Origin of the sequence: Streptomyces rubrogriseus, from assembly GCF_027947575.1 — a bacterium.
Taxonomy (GTDB): domain Bacteria; phylum Actinomycetota; class Actinomycetes; order Streptomycetales; family Streptomycetaceae; genus Streptomyces; species Streptomyces rubrogriseus.
The window spans coordinates 4,726,696-4,747,628 of the sequence record NZ_CP116256.1 but is presented as its reverse complement, the minus strand read 5'-3'; the positions used below and the strand labels follow the sequence as shown (position 1 = coordinate 4,747,628).

The 20,933-nt window shown below is 72.6% G+C and carries 21 protein-coding genes; 12 read left to right on the top strand and 9 right to left on the bottom strand.

Going from position 1 to position 20,933, the window contains the following annotated elements; genetic code table 11:
* Nucleotides 1-3: 3 nt before the first annotated feature.
* Nucleotides 4-1,164, bottom strand: a complete 1,161-nt coding sequence (locus Sru02f_RS21740; RefSeq protein ID WP_167469562.1) for a serine hydrolase domain-containing protein — start codon at nt 1,162-1,164, stop codon at nt 4-6.
* Between the two features lie 165 nt (nt 1,165-1,329).
* On the opposite strand from Sru02f_RS21740, the gene Sru02f_RS21735 reads away from it, so the two are divergent.
* The gene (locus Sru02f_RS21735; RefSeq protein WP_167469563.1) at nt 1,330-1,704 is read left to right on the top strand and encodes a VOC family protein; all 375 of its coding nucleotides are present in this window, start codon (nt 1,330-1,332) and stop codon (nt 1,702-1,704) included.
* A gap of 34 nt (nt 1,705-1,738) precedes the next feature.
* On the opposite strand, the gene Sru02f_RS21730 is transcribed toward Sru02f_RS21735, so the two are convergent.
* Entirely contained in the window at nt 1,739-2,425 is a 687-nt protein-coding gene (locus Sru02f_RS21730) for an alpha/beta fold hydrolase (RefSeq protein WP_109032360.1), read from the bottom strand.
* 252 nt (nt 2,426-2,677) lie between these two features.
* Between Sru02f_RS21730 and Sru02f_RS21725 the strand changes: the two genes are divergently transcribed.
* Both Sru02f_RS21725 and Sru02f_RS21720 read left to right on the top strand, forming a co-directional pair.
* Nucleotides 2,678-3,658, top strand: coding sequence for a helix-turn-helix transcriptional regulator (locus tag Sru02f_RS21725; RefSeq protein WP_109032361.1), 981 nt, complete (start codon nt 2,678-2,680; stop codon nt 3,656-3,658).
* 33 nt (nt 3,659-3,691) lie between these two features.
* Nucleotides 3,692-4,375 carry a 2-phosphosulfolactate phosphatase gene (locus tag Sru02f_RS21720; RefSeq protein ID WP_167469564.1) on the top strand — a complete coding sequence of 228 codons (684 nt, stop codon included), beginning with the start codon at nt 3,692-3,694 and terminating at the stop codon, nt 4,373-4,375.
* A 3-nt stretch (nt 4,376-4,378) separates the two neighbouring features.
* Here Sru02f_RS21720 and Sru02f_RS21715 read toward each other — a convergent pair whose 3' ends face one another.
* From Sru02f_RS21715 to Sru02f_RS21705, 3 genes are all read right to left on the bottom strand, one after another.
* Entirely contained in the window at nt 4,379-5,029 is a 651-nt protein-coding gene (locus tag Sru02f_RS21715; protein WP_109032363.1) for a YceI family protein, read from the bottom strand.
* Nucleotides 5,030-5,208: 179 nt separating this feature from the next.
* The gene (locus Sru02f_RS21710; protein ID WP_373103511.1) at nt 5,209-7,620 is read right to left on the bottom strand and encodes an SCO7613 C-terminal domain-containing membrane protein; all 2,412 of its coding nucleotides are present in this window, start codon (nt 7,618-7,620) and stop codon (nt 5,209-5,211) included.
* Between the two features lie 84 nt (nt 7,621-7,704).
* On the bottom strand, nt 7,705-8,226 hold the full coding sequence (locus Sru02f_RS21705; RefSeq protein WP_109032365.1) for an ATP-binding protein: 522 nt from the start codon (nt 8,224-8,226) through the stop codon (nt 7,705-7,707).
* Between the two features lie 98 nt (nt 8,227-8,324).
* Between Sru02f_RS21705 and Sru02f_RS21700 the strand changes: the two genes are divergently transcribed.
* The 6 genes from Sru02f_RS21700 to Sru02f_RS21675 all read left to right on the top strand — a co-directional run bounded on the left by Sru02f_RS21700 (nt 8,325) and on the right by Sru02f_RS21675 (nt 12,021).
* Nucleotides 8,325-9,197 (top strand): helix-turn-helix domain-containing protein, encoded by an 873-nt coding sequence (locus tag Sru02f_RS21700; protein ID WP_109032366.1) that lies wholly within the window; start codon nt 8,325-8,327, stop codon nt 9,195-9,197.
* Complete coding sequence (locus Sru02f_RS21695; RefSeq protein WP_003971528.1) at nt 9,194-9,463, top strand: DUF397 domain-containing protein; 270 nt, start codon at nt 9,194-9,196, stop codon at nt 9,461-9,463. The genes Sru02f_RS21700 and Sru02f_RS21695 overlap by 4 nt, the downstream gene beginning before the upstream one ends.
* On the top strand, nt 9,460-10,275 hold the full coding sequence (locus Sru02f_RS21690; protein WP_109032367.1) for an SAM-dependent methyltransferase: 816 nt from the start codon (nt 9,460-9,462) through the stop codon (nt 10,273-10,275). Before Sru02f_RS21695 ends, Sru02f_RS21690 begins: the two co-directional genes overlap by 4 nt.
* 41 nt (nt 10,276-10,316) lie before the next feature.
* Nucleotides 10,317-11,075 carry an IclR family transcriptional regulator gene (locus tag Sru02f_RS21685; RefSeq protein WP_167469566.1) on the top strand — a complete coding sequence of 253 codons (759 nt, stop codon included), beginning with the start codon at nt 10,317-10,319 and terminating at the stop codon, nt 11,073-11,075.
* Nucleotides 11,076-11,161: 86 nt separating this feature from the next.
* Entirely contained in the window at nt 11,162-11,566 is a 405-nt protein-coding gene (locus tag Sru02f_RS21680; RefSeq protein ID WP_109032369.1) for an STAS domain-containing protein, read from the top strand.
* Between the two features lie 95 nt (nt 11,567-11,661).
* On the top strand, nt 11,662-12,021 hold the full coding sequence (locus tag Sru02f_RS21675) for a DUF488 domain-containing protein (protein WP_109032370.1): 360 nt from the start codon (nt 11,662-11,664) through the stop codon (nt 12,019-12,021).
* A 145-nt stretch (nt 12,022-12,166) separates the two neighbouring features.
* Here the strand turns inward: Sru02f_RS21675 and pntB are convergent, their stop codons facing one another.
* The 3 genes from pntB to Sru02f_RS21660 form a co-directional block, all read right to left on the bottom strand.
* Complete coding sequence (pntB, locus tag Sru02f_RS21670) at nt 12,167-13,627, bottom strand: Re/Si-specific NAD(P)(+) transhydrogenase subunit beta (protein WP_164278477.1); 1,461 nt, start codon at nt 13,625-13,627, stop codon at nt 12,167-12,169.
* Nucleotides 13,624-15,198, bottom strand: a complete 1,575-nt coding sequence (locus Sru02f_RS21665; protein WP_109032372.1) for a Re/Si-specific NAD(P)(+) transhydrogenase subunit alpha — start codon at nt 15,196-15,198, stop codon at nt 13,624-13,626. Before Sru02f_RS21665 ends, pntB begins: the two co-directional genes overlap by 4 nt.
* Before the next feature lie 155 nt (nt 15,199-15,353).
* Nucleotides 15,354-16,049, bottom strand: a complete 696-nt coding sequence (locus Sru02f_RS21660; RefSeq protein ID WP_109032373.1) for a TetR/AcrR family transcriptional regulator — start codon at nt 16,047-16,049, stop codon at nt 15,354-15,356.
* 53 nt (nt 16,050-16,102) lie between these two features.
* Here Sru02f_RS21660 and Sru02f_RS21655 point away from each other — a divergent pair, with 53 nt between their 5' ends.
* Nucleotides 16,103-17,224, top strand: coding sequence for an FAD-dependent oxidoreductase (locus Sru02f_RS21655; protein WP_109032374.1), 1,122 nt, complete (start codon nt 16,103-16,105; stop codon nt 17,222-17,224).
* Nucleotides 17,225-17,296: 72 nt separating this feature from the next.
* On the opposite strand, the gene Sru02f_RS21650 is transcribed toward Sru02f_RS21655, so the two are convergent.
* Nucleotides 17,297-18,775, bottom strand: coding sequence for an FAD-dependent monooxygenase (locus tag Sru02f_RS21650; protein ID WP_109032375.1), 1,479 nt, complete (start codon nt 18,773-18,775; stop codon nt 17,297-17,299).
* A 263-nt stretch (nt 18,776-19,038) separates the two neighbouring features.
* Here Sru02f_RS21650 and Sru02f_RS21645 point away from each other — a divergent pair, with 263 nt between their 5' ends.
* Together Sru02f_RS21645 and Sru02f_RS21640 are read left to right on the top strand one after the other, a co-directional pair.
* Nucleotides 19,039-19,620 carry a dihydrofolate reductase family protein gene (locus Sru02f_RS21645; protein WP_109032376.1) on the top strand — a complete coding sequence of 194 codons (582 nt, stop codon included), beginning with the start codon at nt 19,039-19,041 and terminating at the stop codon, nt 19,618-19,620.
* A gap of 154 nt (nt 19,621-19,774) precedes the next feature.
* Nucleotides 19,775-20,911 (top strand): PQQ-dependent sugar dehydrogenase, encoded by a 1,137-nt coding sequence (locus Sru02f_RS21640; protein ID WP_174855113.1) that lies wholly within the window; start codon nt 19,775-19,777, stop codon nt 20,909-20,911.
* Nucleotides 20,912-20,933 lie beyond the last annotated feature (22 nt).

Genomic DNA, 20,933 nt, shown 5'->3' with positions numbered 1-20,933 from the left:
TGGTCAGCCGTACATCGCCACGCGGTGGAAGTCCGCGAGCGCGTCGTCGATGGGATGGGGCCGCGGCCTGCCCGCCGAGTCGAGCGCGTTCCACCTCTGGAGGTTCACCGCGACGGCCACGCGGCGCCTGCCGTCGGCGCTGATCGCGGCCAGCGCCCCGGCGCCCCAGGCCGTGCCGCCGTGGCCCCAGAAGGTGTCCTGACCGGGTGCATGTGTCGGGTGCAGGCCGAGGCCGTACTCGATGGTCCGCCCTTCCTGGGAGACCACCGGCACGGTACGCCGCATCTGCGCCAGCGACGACGGGCTCACGATCTCGCCGGCCAGCAGCATCCCGAAGAAGCGGTTGAGGTCCGAGACGGTGGAGATCAGCGACGCCGACGGCCCCACCCACGACATGTCGTACACGCTGTAGTCGCGCGGTGGGTCGATCATGCCGAACCAGGACTCGTAGAGGCGCGAGTGCGGCTCGCCCAGGTAGGGCCCGGTGGGCAGCTCGGTGTCCCGGAGTCCGGCGCGCTCGATGACGTTCCGGGTGATGCAGCGCTCGGCGCTGGTGCCGGTCACCTCTTCCAGGAGCTTGCCCAGGATCAGGTAGTTGGTGTTCGAGTACAGGCCCGGAGTGCCGCCCGGGGGGCCGACGGCGGGTGCGGCGACGCCGAGTGCGATCAGCTCGGCGGGGTCGAACCGGGTGAAGCGGTGGTCGTCCAGGCTCTGCGGCCTGGTGTCCGCGAGGGCGGGGAACGCCTCGAGGGACGAGTAGGCGTGGGGCAGGTACTCGGCGAGACCACTGGTGTGGTTCATCAGCATGCGGACCGTGACGGCCTCGCCGCGTCCGTCGGGAAGAAGCCCCGGAAGGTAGCGGCCGATCGGCGCGTCGAGACCGATCCGCCCCTGCTCGACCTGCTGCAGGACCGCGGCGGCGGTGAAGGTCTTCGTGATGCTGCCGACCCGGTGGCGCAGGTCGGCGGTGACCGGGCGGCCGGTGTCGACGTCGGCGACCCCGGCGGCGCCCCGCCAGACCTGGTCGCCGTCCCGCACCTCGGCGAACAGGCCCGGCATTCCGGCGCGGTGGACGTTCTCGACGGCTGCGTCCAGTACCTCGGGATCCAGTGCGTCACTCACGGCAGGTGTCCTCTCCCCGGTTCTTCGACGGCTCCTCGACATGCCCTTGCACCCATTATGCACGCAGTGCGTGCAACACCAAGTGCATGAAGGGGGAGAAGAAGGATCCGGTGCGGCCCGGCGTCGCGCATGCCCGCCGCCGCCCCGGGTAGGACGTTCCGGTACAAGGGCGTAACGAGAGGGCCCGAAGAGCGAGGAGTGTCGGACGTGATTCGAAAGCTGCAGGCGGTCGCGCTGGACTGCGCGGACCCGGTACGGCTCGCGTCGTTCTACGCGGAGCTGCTCGGCGGGCGGGTGGTCGCGGATCCGGACGACTCCGACTGGCTGGAGGTGCACGGCTTCGAGGGGACGCCGCTGGCCTTCCAGCGGGTGGACGGCTACCGGGCGCCCGAATGGCCCGGTCAGGACCACCCCCAGCAGCTCCATCTGGACTTCGACGTCGACGACCTCGAAGGCGAGGAGAAGCGGGCCCTCGCACTCGGTGCGACCGTCCTGGAGCGGACCGACCAGCTCCGCCCGGGCGCCAACTGGCGGGTCTACGCGGACCCGGCCGGTCATCCGTTCTGCCTCTGCCTCCACTGAGCCCGGACCCTGGCCCACCGGGGCGTGGCGACCGTCAGTTCTCCTCGGCCGCCGCGGCCAGGATCCGGGCCAGCTCGGCAGGCTTGGTGATCATGGGCCAGTGGCCCGAGTCGATGTCCGCGAAGTCGACGTGCTTGGCCCGGGCGAGTTCCGGAACGTCGCCCGCGCCGATCCACTCCCGCGCCTGCGCGGGCGTGAACTCGGGGCACACGACCACGACCGGCACTTCGTAGCGGCGCTCGTCGGACAGTCGCACCACGCCCCGGGCCACGGCCTCGGGCACCGGGATCGCGCCCGCCGCCAACTCGTGCCGCGCCGTCTCGTCGAGGTCGGCGGCATCGGGCCCCTGGAAGGGCTCCCAGCCCGGAAAGGGCATCACGCCGTCCCTGATCTCGAAGAAGTCCGCGTAAGCCCGGCCGTCGGGGGTCGGGATGCCTCCGATGAGCGCGACCTTGGCCAGCCGCTCCGGCCGCCGGTCGGCCGCCAGCCAGGCCAGCGCGCAGGCCGCGGAGTGCCCCACCACCATGGGCCTGCCGGGCGCGGCGTCCACCGCGGCCAGCACCGCGGTCACCTGATCGTCCAGCGTGGCGGTCGCCGCGCCGTCTCCCTGCCCCGGGAGCGTGAGCGGCACCGGACGGTGGCCGAGCGACTCCAGTGTGGACGCGACGCCCTCCCACACGGATCCGTTCAGCCACAGGCCGCCGATGAGCACGATGTCCATGATCGGTTCCCTTCGTCTGCGTGGCCCCACGGTAGGAGGAGATCCGGACGATCCACTGCCGGTTTGCTTCACCGACCACCGACCACCGACCACCGACCACCGACCACCGGCCACCGACGACCGGCCACCGACGACCGGCCACCGCCTACGGGCCACCGCCACCGGCTACGGGCCACCGCCACCGGCTACGGGCCACCCACCACCGTCGCCGGACCACCGCCGCGCCCGCGCCGCGCCGACTACCCTGCTCCCGTGCCCAACGACCCCGGCCCCACCGCGCGAGCGCTGCGCGCCCTGGAGATCCTCCGGACCCGCCCCACCACGACGGCCGACGAACTCGCCGTGCGGCTGGGCGTGACCGAGCGAGCGGCGCGCCGGTACGTGGGGATCCTCAAGGAGGCGGGCATCCCCGTGGAGTCGGCCCGCGGACCGCACGGCGGATACCGACTGGGACGCGGGACGAGACTGCCGCCCGTGCACTTCACGCAGGCCGAGGCCCTCGGCCTGGTCATGGCGGCACTCGGCGGCCGGCCTGCCGTGGCCGACGCCGACGACCTCGTCGGAACCGCACTGGGCAAGGTCGTCAAGGCGCTGCCGGAGAGCGTCGGCCGGCAGGCGGCACTGCTGCGGGAGTACGCGGCCGCCGCCCCCGACCCGTTGGCGGCCCACCCCGATCCGGCCGTGACCAGTTCCCTCGTCGAGGCCGTCGCGCACCGGCGCCGCGTGCGGCTCGCCTACCGCAGCGAGGCCGGCAACGCTTGGGAGGAGGAGGCGGATCCCTGGTCCCTCGTCGTCCGCCACGGGCGCTGGTACCTGCTGTGCCACTCCCACCGCGCCGACGCCGTCCGCACCTACCGGGTCGACCGGATCGGCGAGGTCCACGGCACCGGCCGCGGATTCGACGCGCCGGTGGACTTCGACCCGGTGGCGGTGCTGGAGGAGAACCTGGGCACCGGATGGGAGTTCGCCACCCGTGTGGTCTTCGACGTCCCGCCGGCCGAGGTCGCCCCCTGGATCCGCCCGCCCATGGGACGGCTCGAACCGCTGGGAGACGGCTGCGTCCTTCTCGGCAGCACCCGCAACCCGGACATGTACGCGCAGGAGTGGCTGGCGGGGGTGCCCTTCGCCTTCCGCATCGAGGGCGGAAAGGAACTGCGTGCCGCTGCCGCCGCCCTCGCGGAGCGGTTCACCGCGGCGGTGACGGACCACGACCCGGCGAGCCGTACCCGGTGACAGTGCTGCCGGGCATGCGCGATCATGACCGGAATGGACACTCGTTTCGTTGGCATACCCGAGGTGGTCGAGGCCCCGGCCGTGGCGGTCGTCGTCGACGTCATGCGCGCGTTCACCGTGGCCGCGTGGGCTTTCGCCCGAGGGGCGGAAAAGATCGTTCTCGCCGAGTCTCTGGACGAGGCCCTGGCCCTCAAGGAGCGCGACCCGGACCGGGTCGCGCTCAAGGACGGGCCGCTCACGCCCGGTTTCGACCTGGTCAACTCGCCGGGCCTGTTGCGCTCCGCCGACCTCGCGGGACGGACCGTCGTGCAGAAGACCACGGCGGGGACCGTCGGTGCCCTGGCGGTCAGGGACGCGTCGCTGGTGCTGTGCGCCGGTTTCGTGGTCGCGGAGGCGACGGCCCGGGTGCTGCGGGCACGCGCCGCCGAGCGCGTCACGTTCGTGGTCACCGGCGAGGACGGCCGGGCCGACGAGGACCTGGCGTGTGCCCAGTACATCGCGCGCCGGGCCACCGGGCACGGTGCGGACGCCGCCGGGTTCCTCGGCCGTGCCGCCGAGTCGCGCGCCGCCACCGAGCTGGCGCAGGGCGTGCGTCAGGGCGTCCACCCCGACGATGTCGCCCTCTGCCTCGAACTCGACCGGTTCCCCTTCGCCATGGTCGCGGCTCCGGAGGACTCGCTCATGGTCCTGCGCCCGTGCGCCGTGCCCCGGCCGTAGGGTTCAGGAGGAGCGGATCGCGGAGATGTCGAACTGCAGGCGGACCTTCTCGCTCACCATGCTGCCGCCCGCCTCGAGCCGCTGGTTGTAGACCAGGCCCCAGTCCCTGCGGTCGATGGTGGTGGTGCCGTCGAAACCCGCCCGCTCGTAGCCGAACGGGTCCACGACCGAGCCGAGGTAGTCCAGTTGGAGCTCGACGGGGCGGGTCGTGCCCCGGATGGTCAGGTCCCCCGTCATGCGGAAGCTCTCCGCGGACTCCTGGGTGGTGGAGGTGGAGCGGAAGATCATCTCCGGGTGGCGCCGCGCGTCGAAGAAGTCCTTGCCGACGAGGTGGGCGTCCCGTTGTTCCACGCCGGTGTCGACGCTGGCCACCCGGATGACGAGGTCGGCCCGGGACTCGGAGGGGCGGGCTCCGTCGAAGTGGAGCGTGCTGTCGTAGTCGGTGAACGCCCCGCGGACCGTGGTGACCATCGCGTGCCGCACGGAGAATCCGATCCGGCTGTGCGGGCGGTCGATGGTCCATCGCCCCGTCAGCGCGCGAAGGGCCGGGTCGGGCGTGGCGACCGCCGTCGCGGACCGCGCGGCGAACGGGTCCTGCCCGGCGGCCGACGGCTGCTCGACGGTGGCGGTCTGGCGGCGGCTGAAGATACCCATGAGTCGGCCCTTTCGAAATGGATCACTTCGTGTTACCACGAAGTCGATCAGCGGCCCACGGCAAGATGGGTGGCCTCGTCCGGGTTCCATGACCCCGACCGCAAAGCTGCACGGGTTGGACACCAGGCCCCCTCGCTCGTGCACATGGCGGCCCTGCGACCTGATCCGCCCAACAGGCCCTAGCCGAGCCGCCCCAGTGCCTCCCTCAGGCGCCGGGCGTCCCGCAGCCGTTGCTCGTAGGTGGCGCCGAGGACCAGCAGCACGAGACCGGCGAGGGCGGGAGGAGCCCAGCGGGGGAGCGCGCCGACGACCTGGGTGAGGTACGGGGCCAGTTCGTGCAGCGCCACCAGCGCGAGCACGGCCGGGCCGAGGACCAGTGGCGCCTGGAGCCGGTGCCGGGCGCCCGCCAGCGTCACCACGAGCGCGGCGACGCCGAGTGCCAGCGGACGCAGCCAGTGCCGGTCGTCCCAGGCGGCGAGCAGACTCGGCACCAGGGTGACGGCCAGCCCGGAGCCGTACGCCGTCCACGACGACACCGCGGCATCACGACGTCTGCGCAGAAGCCCGACGACCAGCACGGGTCCGGTCACCGGCAGGGTGTAGGCCTCCGGAGCGGCGACGTCCCAGGCCGCCAGGCGCACCCAGGTGGCCAGCAGGAACAGCGCTGCCGCCGCCCAACCGGCCGCCCGCCGCTCCGGGCGCAGCGCGGTGGCCGCCGCGACGGCACCGCAGAGGGAGAGCACCAGGGCCAGCATCGGCGGCTCCGGCGCGGCGAGCGCGAGCGCCAGCAGCCCCGCGGCCGCACCCGCCGCCTCGACCGGTACGGTGACGCGCGCCCCACCCGTCCGCGACGCGATCAGGGCGGCGACGGCGGGCACGGCGAGGACCAGCAGCGCCGTGTGGTGCGGCGGCCAGCCCGCGGACGCACCGATCGCGCAGGCGAGGGCCGTGGCGTGGCAGAGGGCGGCGGGCGCCGTGAAGGGCGCGGGCCCCGGGCGGAGCCCGGCGGCGGCGAACAGGACCGTCAGCGTCACGAGTACGGCGATCGTCGCGGGCTCGGAGGCCAGCGAGACGAGGGCGAGGCCGACCGAGGTGACGAGCGCCAGCAGGAGGGCCGTCAGGGACGGCGGCGACAGCCGCTTGTCCGCGCGGCCGGACCACGCCGCGAAGAACAGGGCCGCCGCGACCACGACCGCATGCGCCACCAGACCGGCCGCGTAGGGCAGTCGCAGCACCACCGGGAGGACGAGGACGGCCGCCCAGCCGAGGACCATCGCCACCACCGTGACCGCCGGGCGCCGTGCCGTGCGGCGTCCGGCCACCACCAGCACCGCGGCCACCACGGCGAGGACCAGCGGCGCGGTGCCCGCGTACGGCGGCCGGGGCAGGCCCGCGAACACGGCGTCCCGGAAATCCTGCGGCGTACCGGACCAGGGCCGCGCACCCCGGACCGCCGGACCGAGGACGCACCCGGCGACCAGGGGGAGCGTCCACAGCACCGCGAAGCCCTGAACCGCCACCGAGGCGCGCACCAGCCCCTGCCGCAAGGGCCGGTGGAGCGGCGTCAGCTCCGCCGCCAGCAGGGCGATCGCGCAGCCCAGGCACCCCGGCACCGTCCAGTCGCCGGGCACCGTCACCCGCAGCACCCCACCGGCCCCGGCGACCACGCACAGGCCGGCCGCGAAGGCGGCGCCCATGGAGATCTCCGGCCGGGGAACGAAGCGGCCGGCCACCAGCGCGAGCGCCGCCGCCACGAGCAGGAGCGCCGCCGCCCGAGCGGCCGGGCCCGGGCCGGACGCGCTCCAGCAGAGCCACCCCGCCGACAGCACACCGGCGGCGCCCGTACCCAGTGCGCCGGTGACGGCGACGATCCGCACCGGCAGCGGCGCGGCGCGCAGCGCGACAGCGGTGCCGCCGGCGGCGGTCGCCAGCGCCACCGCCGTGAGCGTGTACGGACCCGCTCCGACGGCGATCGCCCACAGCAGCAGGGGCAGATGGGCGGTCGCCACGGCGAGCGGGAGGGGGTGCCGGAGCCGGAGGCGAACGCCGTACACGGCCCACAGCGCCGCGAGGACGGCGGACGCGGTGGCCGTGTACCCGACACCGTCCGTGCCGGGGAACGTCACCTCGTGGAGCGCGTAGGCGTCGAGGACGGTCAGGGCGGTCCCGAGAGCCGCCACGGCCTCGGCCGTCGACCTCAGCCCGCGTCGCAGCAGGGCCACCGGCACACCGAGTGCCCCCACGGTCAGCGCACCGAGCACCAGAGCGCGTCCCGCGATCCCCAGGTGACCCCAGCTGACGAGGGTGAACGCGATCGCCGCGATCGTCAGCAGTACGCCACCGAGCACCAGCAGCACGTTCTGCACGCCGGGCGCGGTCGCCTCCGGGCGGCGTGCGCCGGCACCGGTGCCGGCGGGCGGTCCCGCCGGCGCGGTCCCGGGGCCGGGGGCGGGCTGCCGCGCGGCGGCCGCCTGCAGCGTGTGGACCAGCCACGCACGGCGCCGCAGCAGGGCGGCGCGGCGCAGGTCGAGTTGCCGCAACTCGGCGTCCAGGAACCGCAGCTCCTCGGCCGGGGGCGGAAGGTTCGTCATGCCTCGGAGTGTGGTCCTCGCCACGCGCCGGGACATGAGCGCGCATACTCAGCTCGTACTCAGAGGCGGGGTGCCCCGGCGGGGTCAGAGTCCGACCCGCAGAACCGCCCAGACGATGTGGCCCCCGGTGCGGTCGGAACGGGCCGTCCCCCACGAGTCGGCCAGCTGCTGCACGATCAACAGCCCCCGGCCGCTCTCGTCCTGCGGGCCGGAGCCGCAACCGGCCGGGCCGGCCGAGGTCCGCCCGTCGTCGTGCATCTCGATCCGCAGCTGCTCGTGCGAGGTCAGCGACAGGCCGCACAGCATGCGGTCGCTGCCGGAGTGGAGCACGGCGTTGGTCGCCAGTTCCGAGACGAGCAGTACCGCGTCGGTGCACACGTCGCCGGGAAGCCGCCAGGCGCGAAGCTGCCGGCGGACCGTGTCGCGCGCCGTCCGCACGCTGATTCGGAGCGAGGGAAGGTCGAACCAGTGTTCCAGGTCGGGGCGCGCCGGTGGTAACAGTCCGGGTGAAGGGCTCGTGTGGGGGGTCACGGTGATCGCCTTCCAGTGAGGACGGGCGCGATGCTCACGACCGCAACTATGCTCGCCGACGAGTTCAGCCTGCAACCGGATCCCTGATAATTTCAGGAAGACCCGTTCAGTCTGGTGTCGTCATCAAGTCGCTGTCACAATGGCGCCGGTGACAGCCCATCAGGAGGTGGGGCGTGAGTGAAGCTCGGTCCGGCGCGGGCACCAGCGCCCCGACGGTGCTGCGCATGATCCTGGGGCGCCGGCTCCATGACATGCGGCAGAGCGCGGGTGCCTCACTGGCCGACGCCGCCAAGGCACTGCGGGTGACACCCCTGACGATCCGCCGGCTGGAGAAGGCCGAAGTCGCCCTCAAACCCCTGTACGTCGAGAAGCTCCTGCAGACCTACGGCACCGGACAGCAGGAGATCGACGAGTTCGTCGCGCTCGCCGAGCAGGCCAACAAACCGGGCTGGTGGCACGCCTACCGCGACGTGCTGCCCAACTGGTTCACCGCGTACGTGAGTCTGGAGACCGGCGCCGGCACGCTGCGCACCTACGAACCCCACTACGTCACCGGGCTGCTCCAGACCCCCGCCTACGCCCGCGGCGTCCTGGGCGGGGGCTTTCCGAACGGCTCCGACGAGGAGTTGGAGCGCCGCGTCGGCCTGCGGCTGCGCCGGCAGAGCCTGCTGGAGCGGGAGAACGCGCCCACCCTCTGGGTGGTCATGGAGGAAGCGGTCCTGCACCGGGTCGTCGGCGGTCCGGAAGTGATGCGCGAGCAGATCGACCGGCTCCTGGAGGCGTCCGAGCTGGAGCACGTCAGCATCGACATCCTGCCCTTCGCCGTCGGCGCCCACGTCGGGGCCTGCGCCCCCTTCACCTACTTCCGGTTCGAGGAGCCGGAGCTGCCCGACGTCGTCTACAGCGAGATCCTCTCCGCGTCGATGTACCTGGACGAACGGGCCGACGTCGTCGCGCACCTGGAGGCGCACAACAGGATGTCGCTGCTCACCTCCACCCGGGCCAGCACGGCACTCCTGAACCGTATGCGCAAGGAGTACTCATGAGCACCACCGACGTCCCCGTCTACAACGGGATGCCCGCCCGCGACCTCGGCGAAAGCGGCTGGGAGCGCCCGTGGAGCGGCCCCAACGGAGGCCAGTGCGTGGAGACCAAGCAACTCGCCGACGGACGCATCGCCGTGCGTCAGTCGACGGACCCGGCCGGCCCCGCACTCATCTACACGCGCGAGGAGATCGGCGCGTTCGTCCGAGGAGTCAAGCAGGGCATGGCCGACCACCTGACGGCCGGCCGCAGGAAGGGAACGGAATGAGCAGCACCCAGGGCGCGCGGGGCCTGGACACCAGCAGGCCGCACTCGGCCCGCATGTACGACTTCTACCTCGGCGGCAAGGACCACTTCCCGGTCGACAAGCAGGCGGCCGAAGCGGTCGCCGAGGCCTACCCGGGCATCTTCACCTGTGCCCGCGAGAACCGCGCCTTCATGCACCGCGCCACTCGGGTACTGGCACAGGAGCACGGCATCCGGCAGTGGCTGGACATCGGCACGGGCATCCCCACCGAGCCGAACGTGCACCAGGTGGCACAGTCCGTGGTCCCCGAGGCCCGGGTGGTCTACGCTGACAACGACCCGCTCGTCCTGAAGTACGCCGAGCGCCTCATGCGCAGCACCCCGCAGGGCCGCACCACCTACATCGAGGCCGACGTCAACGACCCCGACGCCCTGCTGAACGCGCCCGAACTGGCCGAGGTGCTGGACCTGTCCCGGCCGGTCGCCCTGTCGCTGAACGCGCTGATGCACTTCATCACCGACGCCGCCGACCCGTACGGCATCGTCGAGCGGCTGATGGCGGCCCTCCCGGCGGGCAGCGCGCTCGCGCTGAGCCACTGCACGCCCGACTTCGACCCGCCCACCTGGGAGAAGGTCACCGACATCTACACCGGCGGGGGCACGCCGGTGCGGTTCCGCTCGCAGAAGGACGTCGCCCGCTTCTTCGACGGGCTCGACCTCCTCGCCCCCGGCGTCACCGTCGGTCACCGCTGGCGACCGGACCTCCCCGCCGGTCCCGACGCCCCCACCGACGCCCAGGTCAGCCTGTGGGCCGGGGTCGGCATCAAGGCGTAGCCCGGTTGCCGGACCCCTCCGGTGGGGCGCAGGGTGGAGGAGTGAGCGGTCAGGAGGGCCCCACGCTCATCTCCTCGGTGCAGCGAGCCTTTCGCCTGATGGAAGCGGTGGGCGCCCACGAGAGCGGCGTACCGGCCAAGCAGCTGGCGCGCGAGACGGGTCTGGCCCTGGGCACCACCTACCACCTGCTGCGCACCATGGTCCACGACGGTTATGTGCGCAAACTCGAGGACGGCACGTTCGTCCTGGGGGAGAGGCTGGGCGCGCTGCACGCGGGAAGCCGCGACCAGACGGCGCTCAGCAGGGTCCGCCCCACGCTCACCGAGCTGCGGGACGGCCTGTCGGCCGCGGCGTACCTGACCCTCTACGAGGAGGGTGAGATCAGGGTCGCGGAGATCGTGGACGGCCCGAAGGCGCCCCGGGTGGATCTCTGGGTCGGTTTCGAGGACGCGGGACACGCCACGGCGCTCGGCAAGAGCGTGCTGCGCGAGCTGGACGCCGAGGCCCGCGCCGACTACCTGTCCCGCCACGCGCTGAACGACCTCACCCCGCGCACCATCACCTACCGCGCCCAGCTGCTGCGGAGCCTCGACGCCGCCCCGCGCGGCCCGGCCGTGACCGACCTGGAGGAGTACCGCCTGGGCACCGCCTGTGTCGCGGTCCCCGTCCGCCGGGGCGACACCATCGGATCGCTCGGCATCTCGGTGGACATCAACCGCACGGCCTGCCTCGACGACGCCGTGACGACGCTGCTCGCCACCGCGGAACGGGTGTCCCAGGGGCTCTCGCTCACCATCTGAAAACCGGGCTCTTGCGGCATCGAGGCCCCACCGCGTTTCCTGGATGAGACGGGCAAATCGGGCATGGTCGCAGGGAGAACCGGAACGTGAGTGAGCAGGGCGTCGCAGGGCCGTACGGGCAGGTCGGCTGTCATGTGGCGAACGGCTGGACGGTCGTCCGGGCGGACGACGAGATCGACATCGCCTTCGCGCCGCTCGTCCGGGCCGAGGTGGGCCGGCGTCTCGCCGAGGGCCACCGGCACTTCGTACTGGACCTGTGCGACACGCCCTTCATCGACTCCATGGGCCTCGGCATGATCGTGGCCGTGACCAAGCTCATCCGGACCCATCACGGGTCGATGCGGATCGCCTGTCCGGACCGGCGGCTCCTGCACGTCTTCGCGCTCGGCGGGCTGGGCGCGGTCTACTCCTTCCACGACTCCGTGGACAAGGCCGTCGCGCAGCCTCCCGGGGCCGAGGGACTGGCCGGCTGGCCGTACGTGCACGACTGACGCCGCCGTCACCGCACGCCCCCGTGTTTGGGCCCGCCCGCGGCGGTTCACTTGAACGGAAGTCGCTGCCCCGCGTCCTCCCCGGAAGGTGGATCATGACGGCACGGGTCGGATACCGCAGAATCTACGAAAGTCCCACGCCCCGGGACGGCAAGCGAGTCCTCGTCGACCGGCTGTGGCCCCGCGGTGTGAGCAAGGAGAAGGCCGGTCTGGACGCGTGGCTGCGCGACGTCGCACCGTCGGCCGATCTGCGGCGCTGGTACCACCACGATCCACAGCGCTACGACGAGTTCCGGCGCCGCTACTTCGCCGAACTCGAGGATTCCGACCACGAGGCCGCGCTGGAGCGCCTGCGCGACCTGGCGGCCCGGGACAAGGTGACCCTGCTCACGGCCACCAAGGACGTGGACCACAGCGAGGCGGCCGCGCTCGCCCAGTGGCTGGACGGGTCCTGAGGGAGTCCCCGCCCGCGGCTCGACTGGCCGGAGGCCGAGCACGCCCCCTACTGACAGCCTCGCCGTCGCCCAGGCGTTCGAGACGGACTTCGAGACGGACCAGGAGCGAGGACTCCGCTCGGCGCCCACGGGCCCGGCACCGCCGTCACCGCACCGCCGTCGCCCCCTGCGCGGCGGCCCGAGTGTCTCGTCCGGTCCCGGTTCCGAGGGCCTCCAGGATCGCCTCGACGCTCTGTTTGGCGTCGCCGAAGAGCATGCTGGTGTTGTCCCGGAAGAAGAGCGGGTTCTGCACGCCCGCGTAGCCGGAGGCCATCGAGCGCTTGAACACGACGACCTGCTCCGCCTCCCAGACCCGCAGCACGGGCATGCCCGCGATCGGACTGGCGGGGTCGTCGGTCGCCGAGGGATTGACCGTGTCGTTCGCGCCGATGACCAGCACGACCGAGGTGTCCGCGAAGTCGTCGTTGATCTCGTCCATCTCCAGGACGATGTCGTACGGCACCTTGGCCTCGGCCAGCAGCACGTTCATGTGCCCGGGCAGTCGCCCCGCGACGGGGTGGACGCCGAAGCGCACCTCGACGCCGCGCTCGCGCAGCCGCCGGGTCAGCTCCGCGACCGGGTGCTGGGCCTGCGCCACGGCCATGCCGTAACCGGGGGTGATCACCACGGACCGCGCCCGTGCGAGCAGTTCCGCCGCCTCGGGCGCCCGTACCTCACGGTGCTCGCCCTGCTCCTGCGCACCGCCGGCAGGAGCCTCGATGCCGAAGCCGCCCGCGATGACGGAGAGGAAGGAACGGTTCATCGCCTGGCACATGATGTAGCTCAGATACGCACCCGAGGATCCGACCAGCGCACCGGTGACGATGAGCAGGTTGTTGTCGAGCAGGAAGCCGGCCGCCGCCGCGGCCCAGCCGGAGTAGCTGTTGAGCATCGAGACGACGACGGGCATGTCGCCGCCGCCGATGGAGGCCACCAGGTGCCACCCCAGGGCGAGCGCCAGGACCGTGACGGCCACCATCAGGGGCAGGCCCGGGCTGACGGTGAACCAGACGGTCAGCACCGCGAACAGGGCCAGCGCACCCAGATTGAGGGCGTTCTTGCCGGGCAGCGCCAGCGGCCGGGACTTGATCCGCGCGGACAGCTTCAGGTACGCGACCACGGAGCCGGTGAAGGTGACCGCGCCGATGAAGACGCCGATGAACACCTCGGCGTGGTGGATGCCGATCAGGTCGGCGGCGATCCGGCCCCGCGAGCCGTGCGCCTCGACCTCGAGATAGCTGTTCCAGCCGACCAGGACGGCCGCCAGACCGACGAAGCTGTGCAGCACCGCGATCAGCTCGGGCATCTGCGTCATCTCCACGCGCCGCGCCCGCCACAGGCCGATCGCGGCGCCGATCACCATGGCGAGCAGGATCAGCGCGACGGGCCCGGCGGACACGCTCCGCGCCGAGACCGCGACGGTGGCCGCGAGGGCGAGGGCCATCCCCGCGATGCCGTACACGACACCGGCGCGTGACGTGCGGTGCTGGGACAGACCGGCGAGGCTCAGGACGAACAGCAGGGCCGCCACCAGGTCGGCGGCGCGGGAAGCGGTCATGGACGTCATCGGGACTCGCCTCTCGAGAACATGGACAGCATGCGGCGGGTGACGGCGAAACCTCCGAATATGTTCACGCTCGTCAGCAGGATCGCCACGAAGGACAGCACGGTGACGAGCGTGCTCTCGTGCCCGATCTGCACGAGGGCGCCGATCACCACGATCCCCGAGATGGCGTTGGTCACCGACATCAGCGGGGTGTGCAGGGAGTGGTGGACCTTGCCGATCACGTAGTAGCCGATGACCACCGCCAGCGCGAACACCGTGAAGTTCTGGGCCAGTTGGGCCGGTGCGAAGGCGACCAGCAGGAAGGTCGCCAGCATGCCGAGGCCGATCAGGCCGAAGCGCCCGGCCGGGGTGAGCCGGCGCGGTCTCCCGCCCACCGGCGCGGCGGGCGCCGCCGCCGGGGGCGCGGTGGCGGGCGGGGCCGCCGACACGGCGACCGGTGGCGGAGGCCAGGTGACCGTGCCCGCGCGGACCACGGTCACGGTCCGCTGCACCACGTCGTCGAAGTCGATGACGATCCGGCCGTCCTTGCCCGGGGTGAGCAGCCGGAGCAGGTTGACCAGGTTGGTGCCGAACAGCTGCGACGCCTGGGCGGGCAGCCGGGCCGCCAGGTCCGTGTAGCCGATGAGGGTCACACCGTTGCCGGTCACCACGGTCCGGCCCGCGACGGTCCCCTCGACGTTGCCGCCCTGGGCGGCGGCCATGTCGACGACGACACTGCCGGGCCGCATCGCCGCCACGTCGGCGGCGGTCAGCAGGCGCGGGGCGGGCCGTCCGGGGATCAGCGCGGTGGTGATGACGACGTCCACGTCACGGGCCTGTTCGTGGTAGAGCCGGGCCGCGGCACGGTCGTAGTCGGCCGACGTCGCCTTCGCGTAGCCGTCGGCGCTCTCCTCCTGGGCCACGTCCACCGCGAGGTACTCGCCGCCCAGGGACCGCACCTGGTCCGCGACTTCCGGCCGGGGGTCGGTGGCGCGGACGATCGCACCGAGGCTGGAGGCGGCCCCGACGGCGGCGAGCCCCGCGACCCCGGCCCCGGCGACGAGGACCTTCGCCGGCGGCACCTTGCCCGCCGCGGTGACCTGCCCGGTGAAGAAGCGGCCGAAGACGTGCGCCGCCTCGATCACCGCCCGGTACCCGGCGATGTTCGCCATGGAGCTGAGCACGTCCATCGACTGCGCCCGCGACATGCGCGGCACCGCGTCCAGGGCGAGCGCCGTGACGCCCCGCGCGGAGAGCGCCTCGAGCAGCTCGGGCCGCTGCGCCGGTGCCAGAAGGGCCACCAGCGTCGTACCTTCGCGCAGTGCGGCGGTCTCGTCGGCGGTCGGCGCGTTGACCTTGAGTACGACGTCCGCGGCCCAGGCCTCGCCGACGCTCGCCCCCGCCTCGGCGTAGGCCTCGTCGCCGAAGCCGGAGGCCGCGCCGGCTCCCGACTCGACGACGACCTCGTAACCGAGGCCGAGGAGCAGACGAACCGTCGAAGGTGTCGCGGCGACGCGCGTCTCCCCGGGCAGGGACTCGGCGACGACGCCGACGCGCCGAGGCGGGCGGTGAGCGGGTTGGTGTCCAGTCATGTCCAGTCTCTCGTCGAGGCGTTGTTGACCGGTTCCGTACCCACGGGAGGGCGACGCGGCACCGAGAGACGGCCGTCGTTCTCGGACGCACCCGGTCAGGGACCGGGTGGCGGAATCCCGCGGCGCCCGCCACCCTCGGTGAGCAGGCGCGGACCTCAACTCCCCGGTGGCCGGGCGAGTCTGACGGCGACGGCGTCGAGGACCCAGTCCAGGCCGGTCGCGAAGGACTCCTCGGCATCCACGTGCGTGCCGTCGTGCACGGCCCTGGCCAGCGCCGGGTAGCGGCCGGTGGCCAGCATCCGGGTCAGGTGCGGGCCGTGGGCGCGCTGCCACTCGGGCTTGGACAGGCCCGTGGCGCGCTCCGCCCGCAGGTCCGCGATCTCGCGCCGGACGGCTCCGGTGAAGTAGGAACTGACCGTCTCCACGGCGCGCATGGCGGTGTCGACGTCGGCCAGGCCGTCGAGCGCGGCCAGGGTCGCCTCGGCCACGGCGAGACCGTTGGGCCCCAGGGCCGGGCGGCCGCCGAGCAGGTCGGCCAGCCACGGGTGGCGCAGCGCGGCCTGCCGGGTCCGGTGGGCCAGGACGCGCAGTGCCTCCCGCCAGTCACCGGCCCGTTCCTCGGGGAGGATCTCGGCGTACACCGCGTCCACCATGAGGTCGAACAACTCGTCCTTGGTGGAGATGAATCCGTACAGCCGCATCGGCCCGGCGTCCAGCCGGGCCGCCACCTTGCGCACCGACACCGCCGTCAGGCCGCCCTCGTCGGCGAGCGCGACCGCGGCGGCGACGATCCGCTCGCGGTCGAGCGGTACGGGGCGGTGCGGCGGCTCCGGCCGGTCCCAGACAGTCATGCTCCCACCGTTCTGTTGCGCTACGTCGTAGACGGAAAATACAGTGTATCGACATGAGACAACGTATCGCGGTGGTCGGCGGCGGCCCCGCAGGACTTGCCTTCGCCCGTGTCATGCACCGCCACGGCCGTCACGTCGCCGTCCTCGAACGCGACCCCGCCCCCGACGCCCGTCCCCCGGGCGGCGCCCTGGACCTGCACGAAGGGCTGGGCCAGCTCGCCATGGACAAGGCGGGGCTGCTGGCCGAGTTCCAGGCGTTGTCCCGGCCCGAGGGCCAGGCCATGCGCATCCTGGACCCGGACGGGGCCGTACTGCGCGACTGGCGACCGGATCCGGCGGAACGGGCCAATCCGGAGATCGACCGCGGGCAACTCCGTGACCTGCTGCTCGGCCCGCTCGACATCCGGTGGGGCCGAGGTGTGACGAAGGTGGTGCCGGGGGCCAGGGACGGTGTACTGGTCCATTTCGAGGACGGGCGCCAGGAGGCGTTCGACCTGGTGATCGGCGCGGACGGCGCCTGGTCCCGCACCCGCCCGGCGGTCTCCCCGGTGACTCCGCACTACACCGGCGTCACCTCGGTCGAGACCTCACTGGACGACGTCGACACCCGGCACCCCGACCTCGCCACCCTGGTCGGCGACGGCTCGGTGGCCGTGTACGGCGTGAACCGGGCCGTCGTCGCCCAGCGCAACAGCGGCGGCCACGTCAAGGTGCACGCCCAGTTCCGCGCGCCACTGGACTGGCACGCGCACCTCGACCTCGGGGACGCGGAGGCCGTGCGGTCGCGTCTGCTGACGCTGTTCGACGGCTGGACCGCTCCCGTCCTCGACCTCCTCCGCCGCGGCACCGCGTTCGTCCACCGACCCCTGCACGTCCTGCCCGTGTCCCACACCTGGACCCACGTTCCCGGAGTGACGCTCCTGGGCGACGCCGCGCATCTGATGCCTCCCCTGGGGGCGGGCGCCAACCTCGCGCTGCTGGATGGCGCCGAACTCGCCGAGTCCCTCGCCGACGGCCGCGCGGATCCGGACGACGCCGTCCGCGCCTTCGAGGAACGGATGTGGGCACGGGCCGGACGGTGGGCGAAGATCACGGCGGCGGGTCTGGAACGCCTCGTGAGCCCGGATCCCGCCGCGGCCCTCGCCGTCTTCGACCAGGTCCAGCCGTCGCGTTGAGCGGCCGGCCCGTCGGCCGCCGGGGCAGCCGTCGGGTCGGCCGCCGGGGCAGCCGTCGGGTCGGCCGCCGGGTCAGCCGGTGGGCTCGCCGAACCAGCGGGAGAGGTGCTGGTCAAGGTCCCGCTGGTCGTCGCCGATCCAGGCGACGTGGCCGTCCGGGCGCAGCAGGACGCACGGTACGTCCAGCTCCGCGGTGGGGTCCGCGAGCTGATCGACCCGGTCCGACCGGCCGCCGACGGTCAGGCGTCCGGTGCGGTCCAGCAGCAGGCCGCGTCCGCGACGCAGCAGACCGTAGAGGCTGCCCTGCTCGATGCCGATGTCCCGCATCCGGCGGCCGAGCAGGTCGGGGCCCGCACCGAAGTCGTAGCGGATGCCGGTGGCGGTGACCTTCTCGATGAGCCGGCGGTTCACCTCGTCGAAGTCCATCAGTTCGGTGAGCAGCCGGCGCACGGCCCGCGCGCCCGGTTCGGTGGAGAGCAGTTCCATCTGGGCGCGGGTGTTGTCCAGTACGTCCTCGGCGACCGGACGGCGCTCGGCCTGGTAGGTGTCCAGCAGTGTGTCCGGCGCCCAGCCGCGGATCCGCGCGGCCAGCTTCCAGCCGAGGTTGAACGCGTCCTGGAGGCCCAGGTTGAGTCCCTGCCCGCCGGTGGGCGGATGGATGTGTGCCGCGTCACCGGCCAGCAGCACCCGCCCGACCCGGTAGCGCTCGGCCAGCCGGGTGGCATCGCCGAAGCTGGACAGCCAGCGCGGCGAGTGCACGCCGAAGTCGGTTCCGGCGACGGCGCGCAACTGCCGCCGGAAGTCCTCCAGGGTGGGCGGTTGTGCGCGGTCACCGACCTCCGCGGCGGGGACCACGACGCTGTAGACCCCCGCGCCGAAGGGCCGCAGCCAGAACCGCTGCTGGGTGTCACGGACTCGGGCCACCCCGGCGGAGACCTCCTCCGGGGGCACCCCGACTTCCATCTCGCCCATCAGTGTCGCGTTCCGCGAGGGCTCGCCGGGAAAGGGGACGCCCAGCAGTTTGCGCACCGTGCTGCGGCCGCCGTCGCAGCCGACGAGATAGCGCGAACGCAGCCGTCGCCCGTCGGCCAACTCCACGGTCACCCCCTCGCCGTCCTGCTCGAAACCGGCGACCGCGCCCCCGTGCAGGACCCGCGCGCCCAGGCCGACCGCGTGTTCCTCGAGGAGCCGGACGACGACCGGCTGCGGGATGCCCAGCAGATAGGCGTACTCGGAATCCAGGTCCTCGGGCGCGGGCTTGGGGATGGCGGCGAAGACTCCGCCGACGGGGCGCTGCCTGCCGTGCCGCAGGAGGCGGTCCAGCAGTCCGCGCATGGCCATCAGCTCGATGCTGCGCATGTGCAGGGCGACGATCCGGACGAACGACGCGGGCTCGGTCTCCTTCTCCAGAACGAGTACCCGCACATCGTGCAGCCGCAGCTCGGCGGCCAGCATCGCGCCGGTCGGACCGCAGCCGGCGATGATCACGTCGAAGTCGTGCTCGGCCGTGTCCTCGGACGACGGCTCGGCGGTGAACTGCCCAGAGTTCATGGGTGTTGCCTTTCGGGAGTGCCTTGTTATCGAGGCGCTCCCGGCGACACCTGTGTCAGTCGCCGGCCATGACGGGAAGGGGGAGCACCCACGTCGATACAGCGTTCATGGGTCTCACCTCCTCGGGCGGTGTCACGGTCGGCTGCAGGCTACAAGTGCGGCGCTCGGCCCGTCCAATCCTTTTCGGCGATGACTTTCGGGCCGGACGGCGGTCGTATCCGGTAGGCAGACCCGGCAGACCCACCGCAGGGAGGAACGGACCGATGGCAAGTCTCATGGTCGACTTCATCATCTCGCTCGACGGATACGCGGCCGCGGACGGCTGGCCCGGCTTCTGGGGCATGGAGGGCCCCGAGTACCTGGCCTGGCTCGACGGGGACGCCGAGAAGCAGCACACGAGCCTCATGGGGGCCACGACGTACCGGTTGATGTCCGGCTTCGCCCGCGAGATGCCCGACGATCCCGGCTTCGAGGGGATCACCGCGATGCCCAAGGTGGTGTTCTCCTCGACCCTCCGGACCCCGCTGTCCTGGGACAACACGGAACTGGTCCAGGGGGACCCGGTCCCGGCCGTGCGGGACATGAAACGGCACGGGACGCGGCCCCTGCGCACCCTGGGGAGCCTCACCCTGTGCCGCTCACTGCTCCGGGCCGGTCTGGTCGACCGCTTCCGGGTGGTCGTCTTCCCGGTCATCACCGGGGCGACGGGCAGGGAAAGGATCTTCGACCAGTACCCGGACGTCACCCTCGACCTCGTCGGGAGCCGCACCTTCGACGGCCGGCTCCAGCTGCTGGAGTACGTCCCCACGGTCCTGGACGGACCGCCGGGAGTCGGCCAGAAGTAGCGCGTATTGGTCTAGGCCTGAAACGCCCGACCCCCTATTCTCGGCGGTGGCCGGCGACACCCCCCACCCCAGTCGTCGGCCGGCCCGGACGACCCCAGGTCCGGACCGGGCAGTCAGGTGCACTCCCCCCACTCACCGCCTCCGGGAGGCCATGGTGAACACGCGCACCAGAATGTCGGCGATCGTCGCAACACTGGGTCTCGCCGGATCCCTGGCCCTGGCCACGGCGTCCGCCGACGAGTCCCGCGCACCCGGATCCGCGGCGCAGGTCTCGCTGACCGAGGTGGCCCGGGCCCAGAACCCGACGGCCGGTGCCGCGGGCCCGCAGGACACGGTCTGGATCGCCGAACGCGCCGGCACCGTCCGGGTCCTCGGCGACGACGGACTCGGCGAACCCGTGCTCGACATCTCCGACGAGACCACCACCGACGGCGAACGCGGCCTGCTCGGCCTGGCCTTCGACGAGCAGTTCGCGCACCTCTACGTCTCCTACACCGACCTCGAGGGCACCAGCACCGTCGACGAGTTCACCGTCCAGGACGGTGCGGTCCTGGAGAACACCCGGCGCACCGTGCTGACCCAGGAGCAGCCCGAGTCCAACCACAACGGCGGCGCCATCGCGTTCGGCCCCGACGGCCACCTCTACATCGCGCTCGGCGACGGAGGGGGCGGCGGCGACCCCCAGGGCAACGGCCAGAAGCTCGACACCCTGCTGGGCAAGCTGCTGCGGATCGACCCGCAGGGCGGCGACCCGTACGCGATCCCGGAGGACAACCCCTTCGTCGGCGACCCGGACGCCAGGGGCGAGATCTGGTCGTACGGGCTGCGCAACCCCTGGCGGTTCTCCTTCGACGCCGCCTCGGGCGACCTGCTCATCGGCGATGTCGGCCAGAGCGACTGGGAGGAGATCGACTGGGCGCCCGCGAGCAGCCCGGGCGGCGAGAACTACGGCTGGTCGCAGATGGAGGGCACGCACCCCTTCCGCGGCGGCACCGAGCCCGCGAACCACGTCCCGCCGATCCACGAGTACGACCGCACCGGCCTCGGCTGCTCCGTCACCGGCGGCTACGTGTACCGGGGCGGGGCCATTCCCGGCCTCGCGGGACAGTACGTCTACAGCGACTACTGCGACGGCACACTGCGCTCCCTGGAGATCGAGGACGGCCGGGTGACCGGCGAGCACGACCTCGGGGTGAACGGCGGCGAGGTCGTGTCCTTCGCCCAGGACGGAGACGGGGAGCTGTACGTCCTCGCCATCGGGGGTACGGTTTCCCGCGTCGACCCGGCGTGACCCCGGCACCGGCCTGACCACC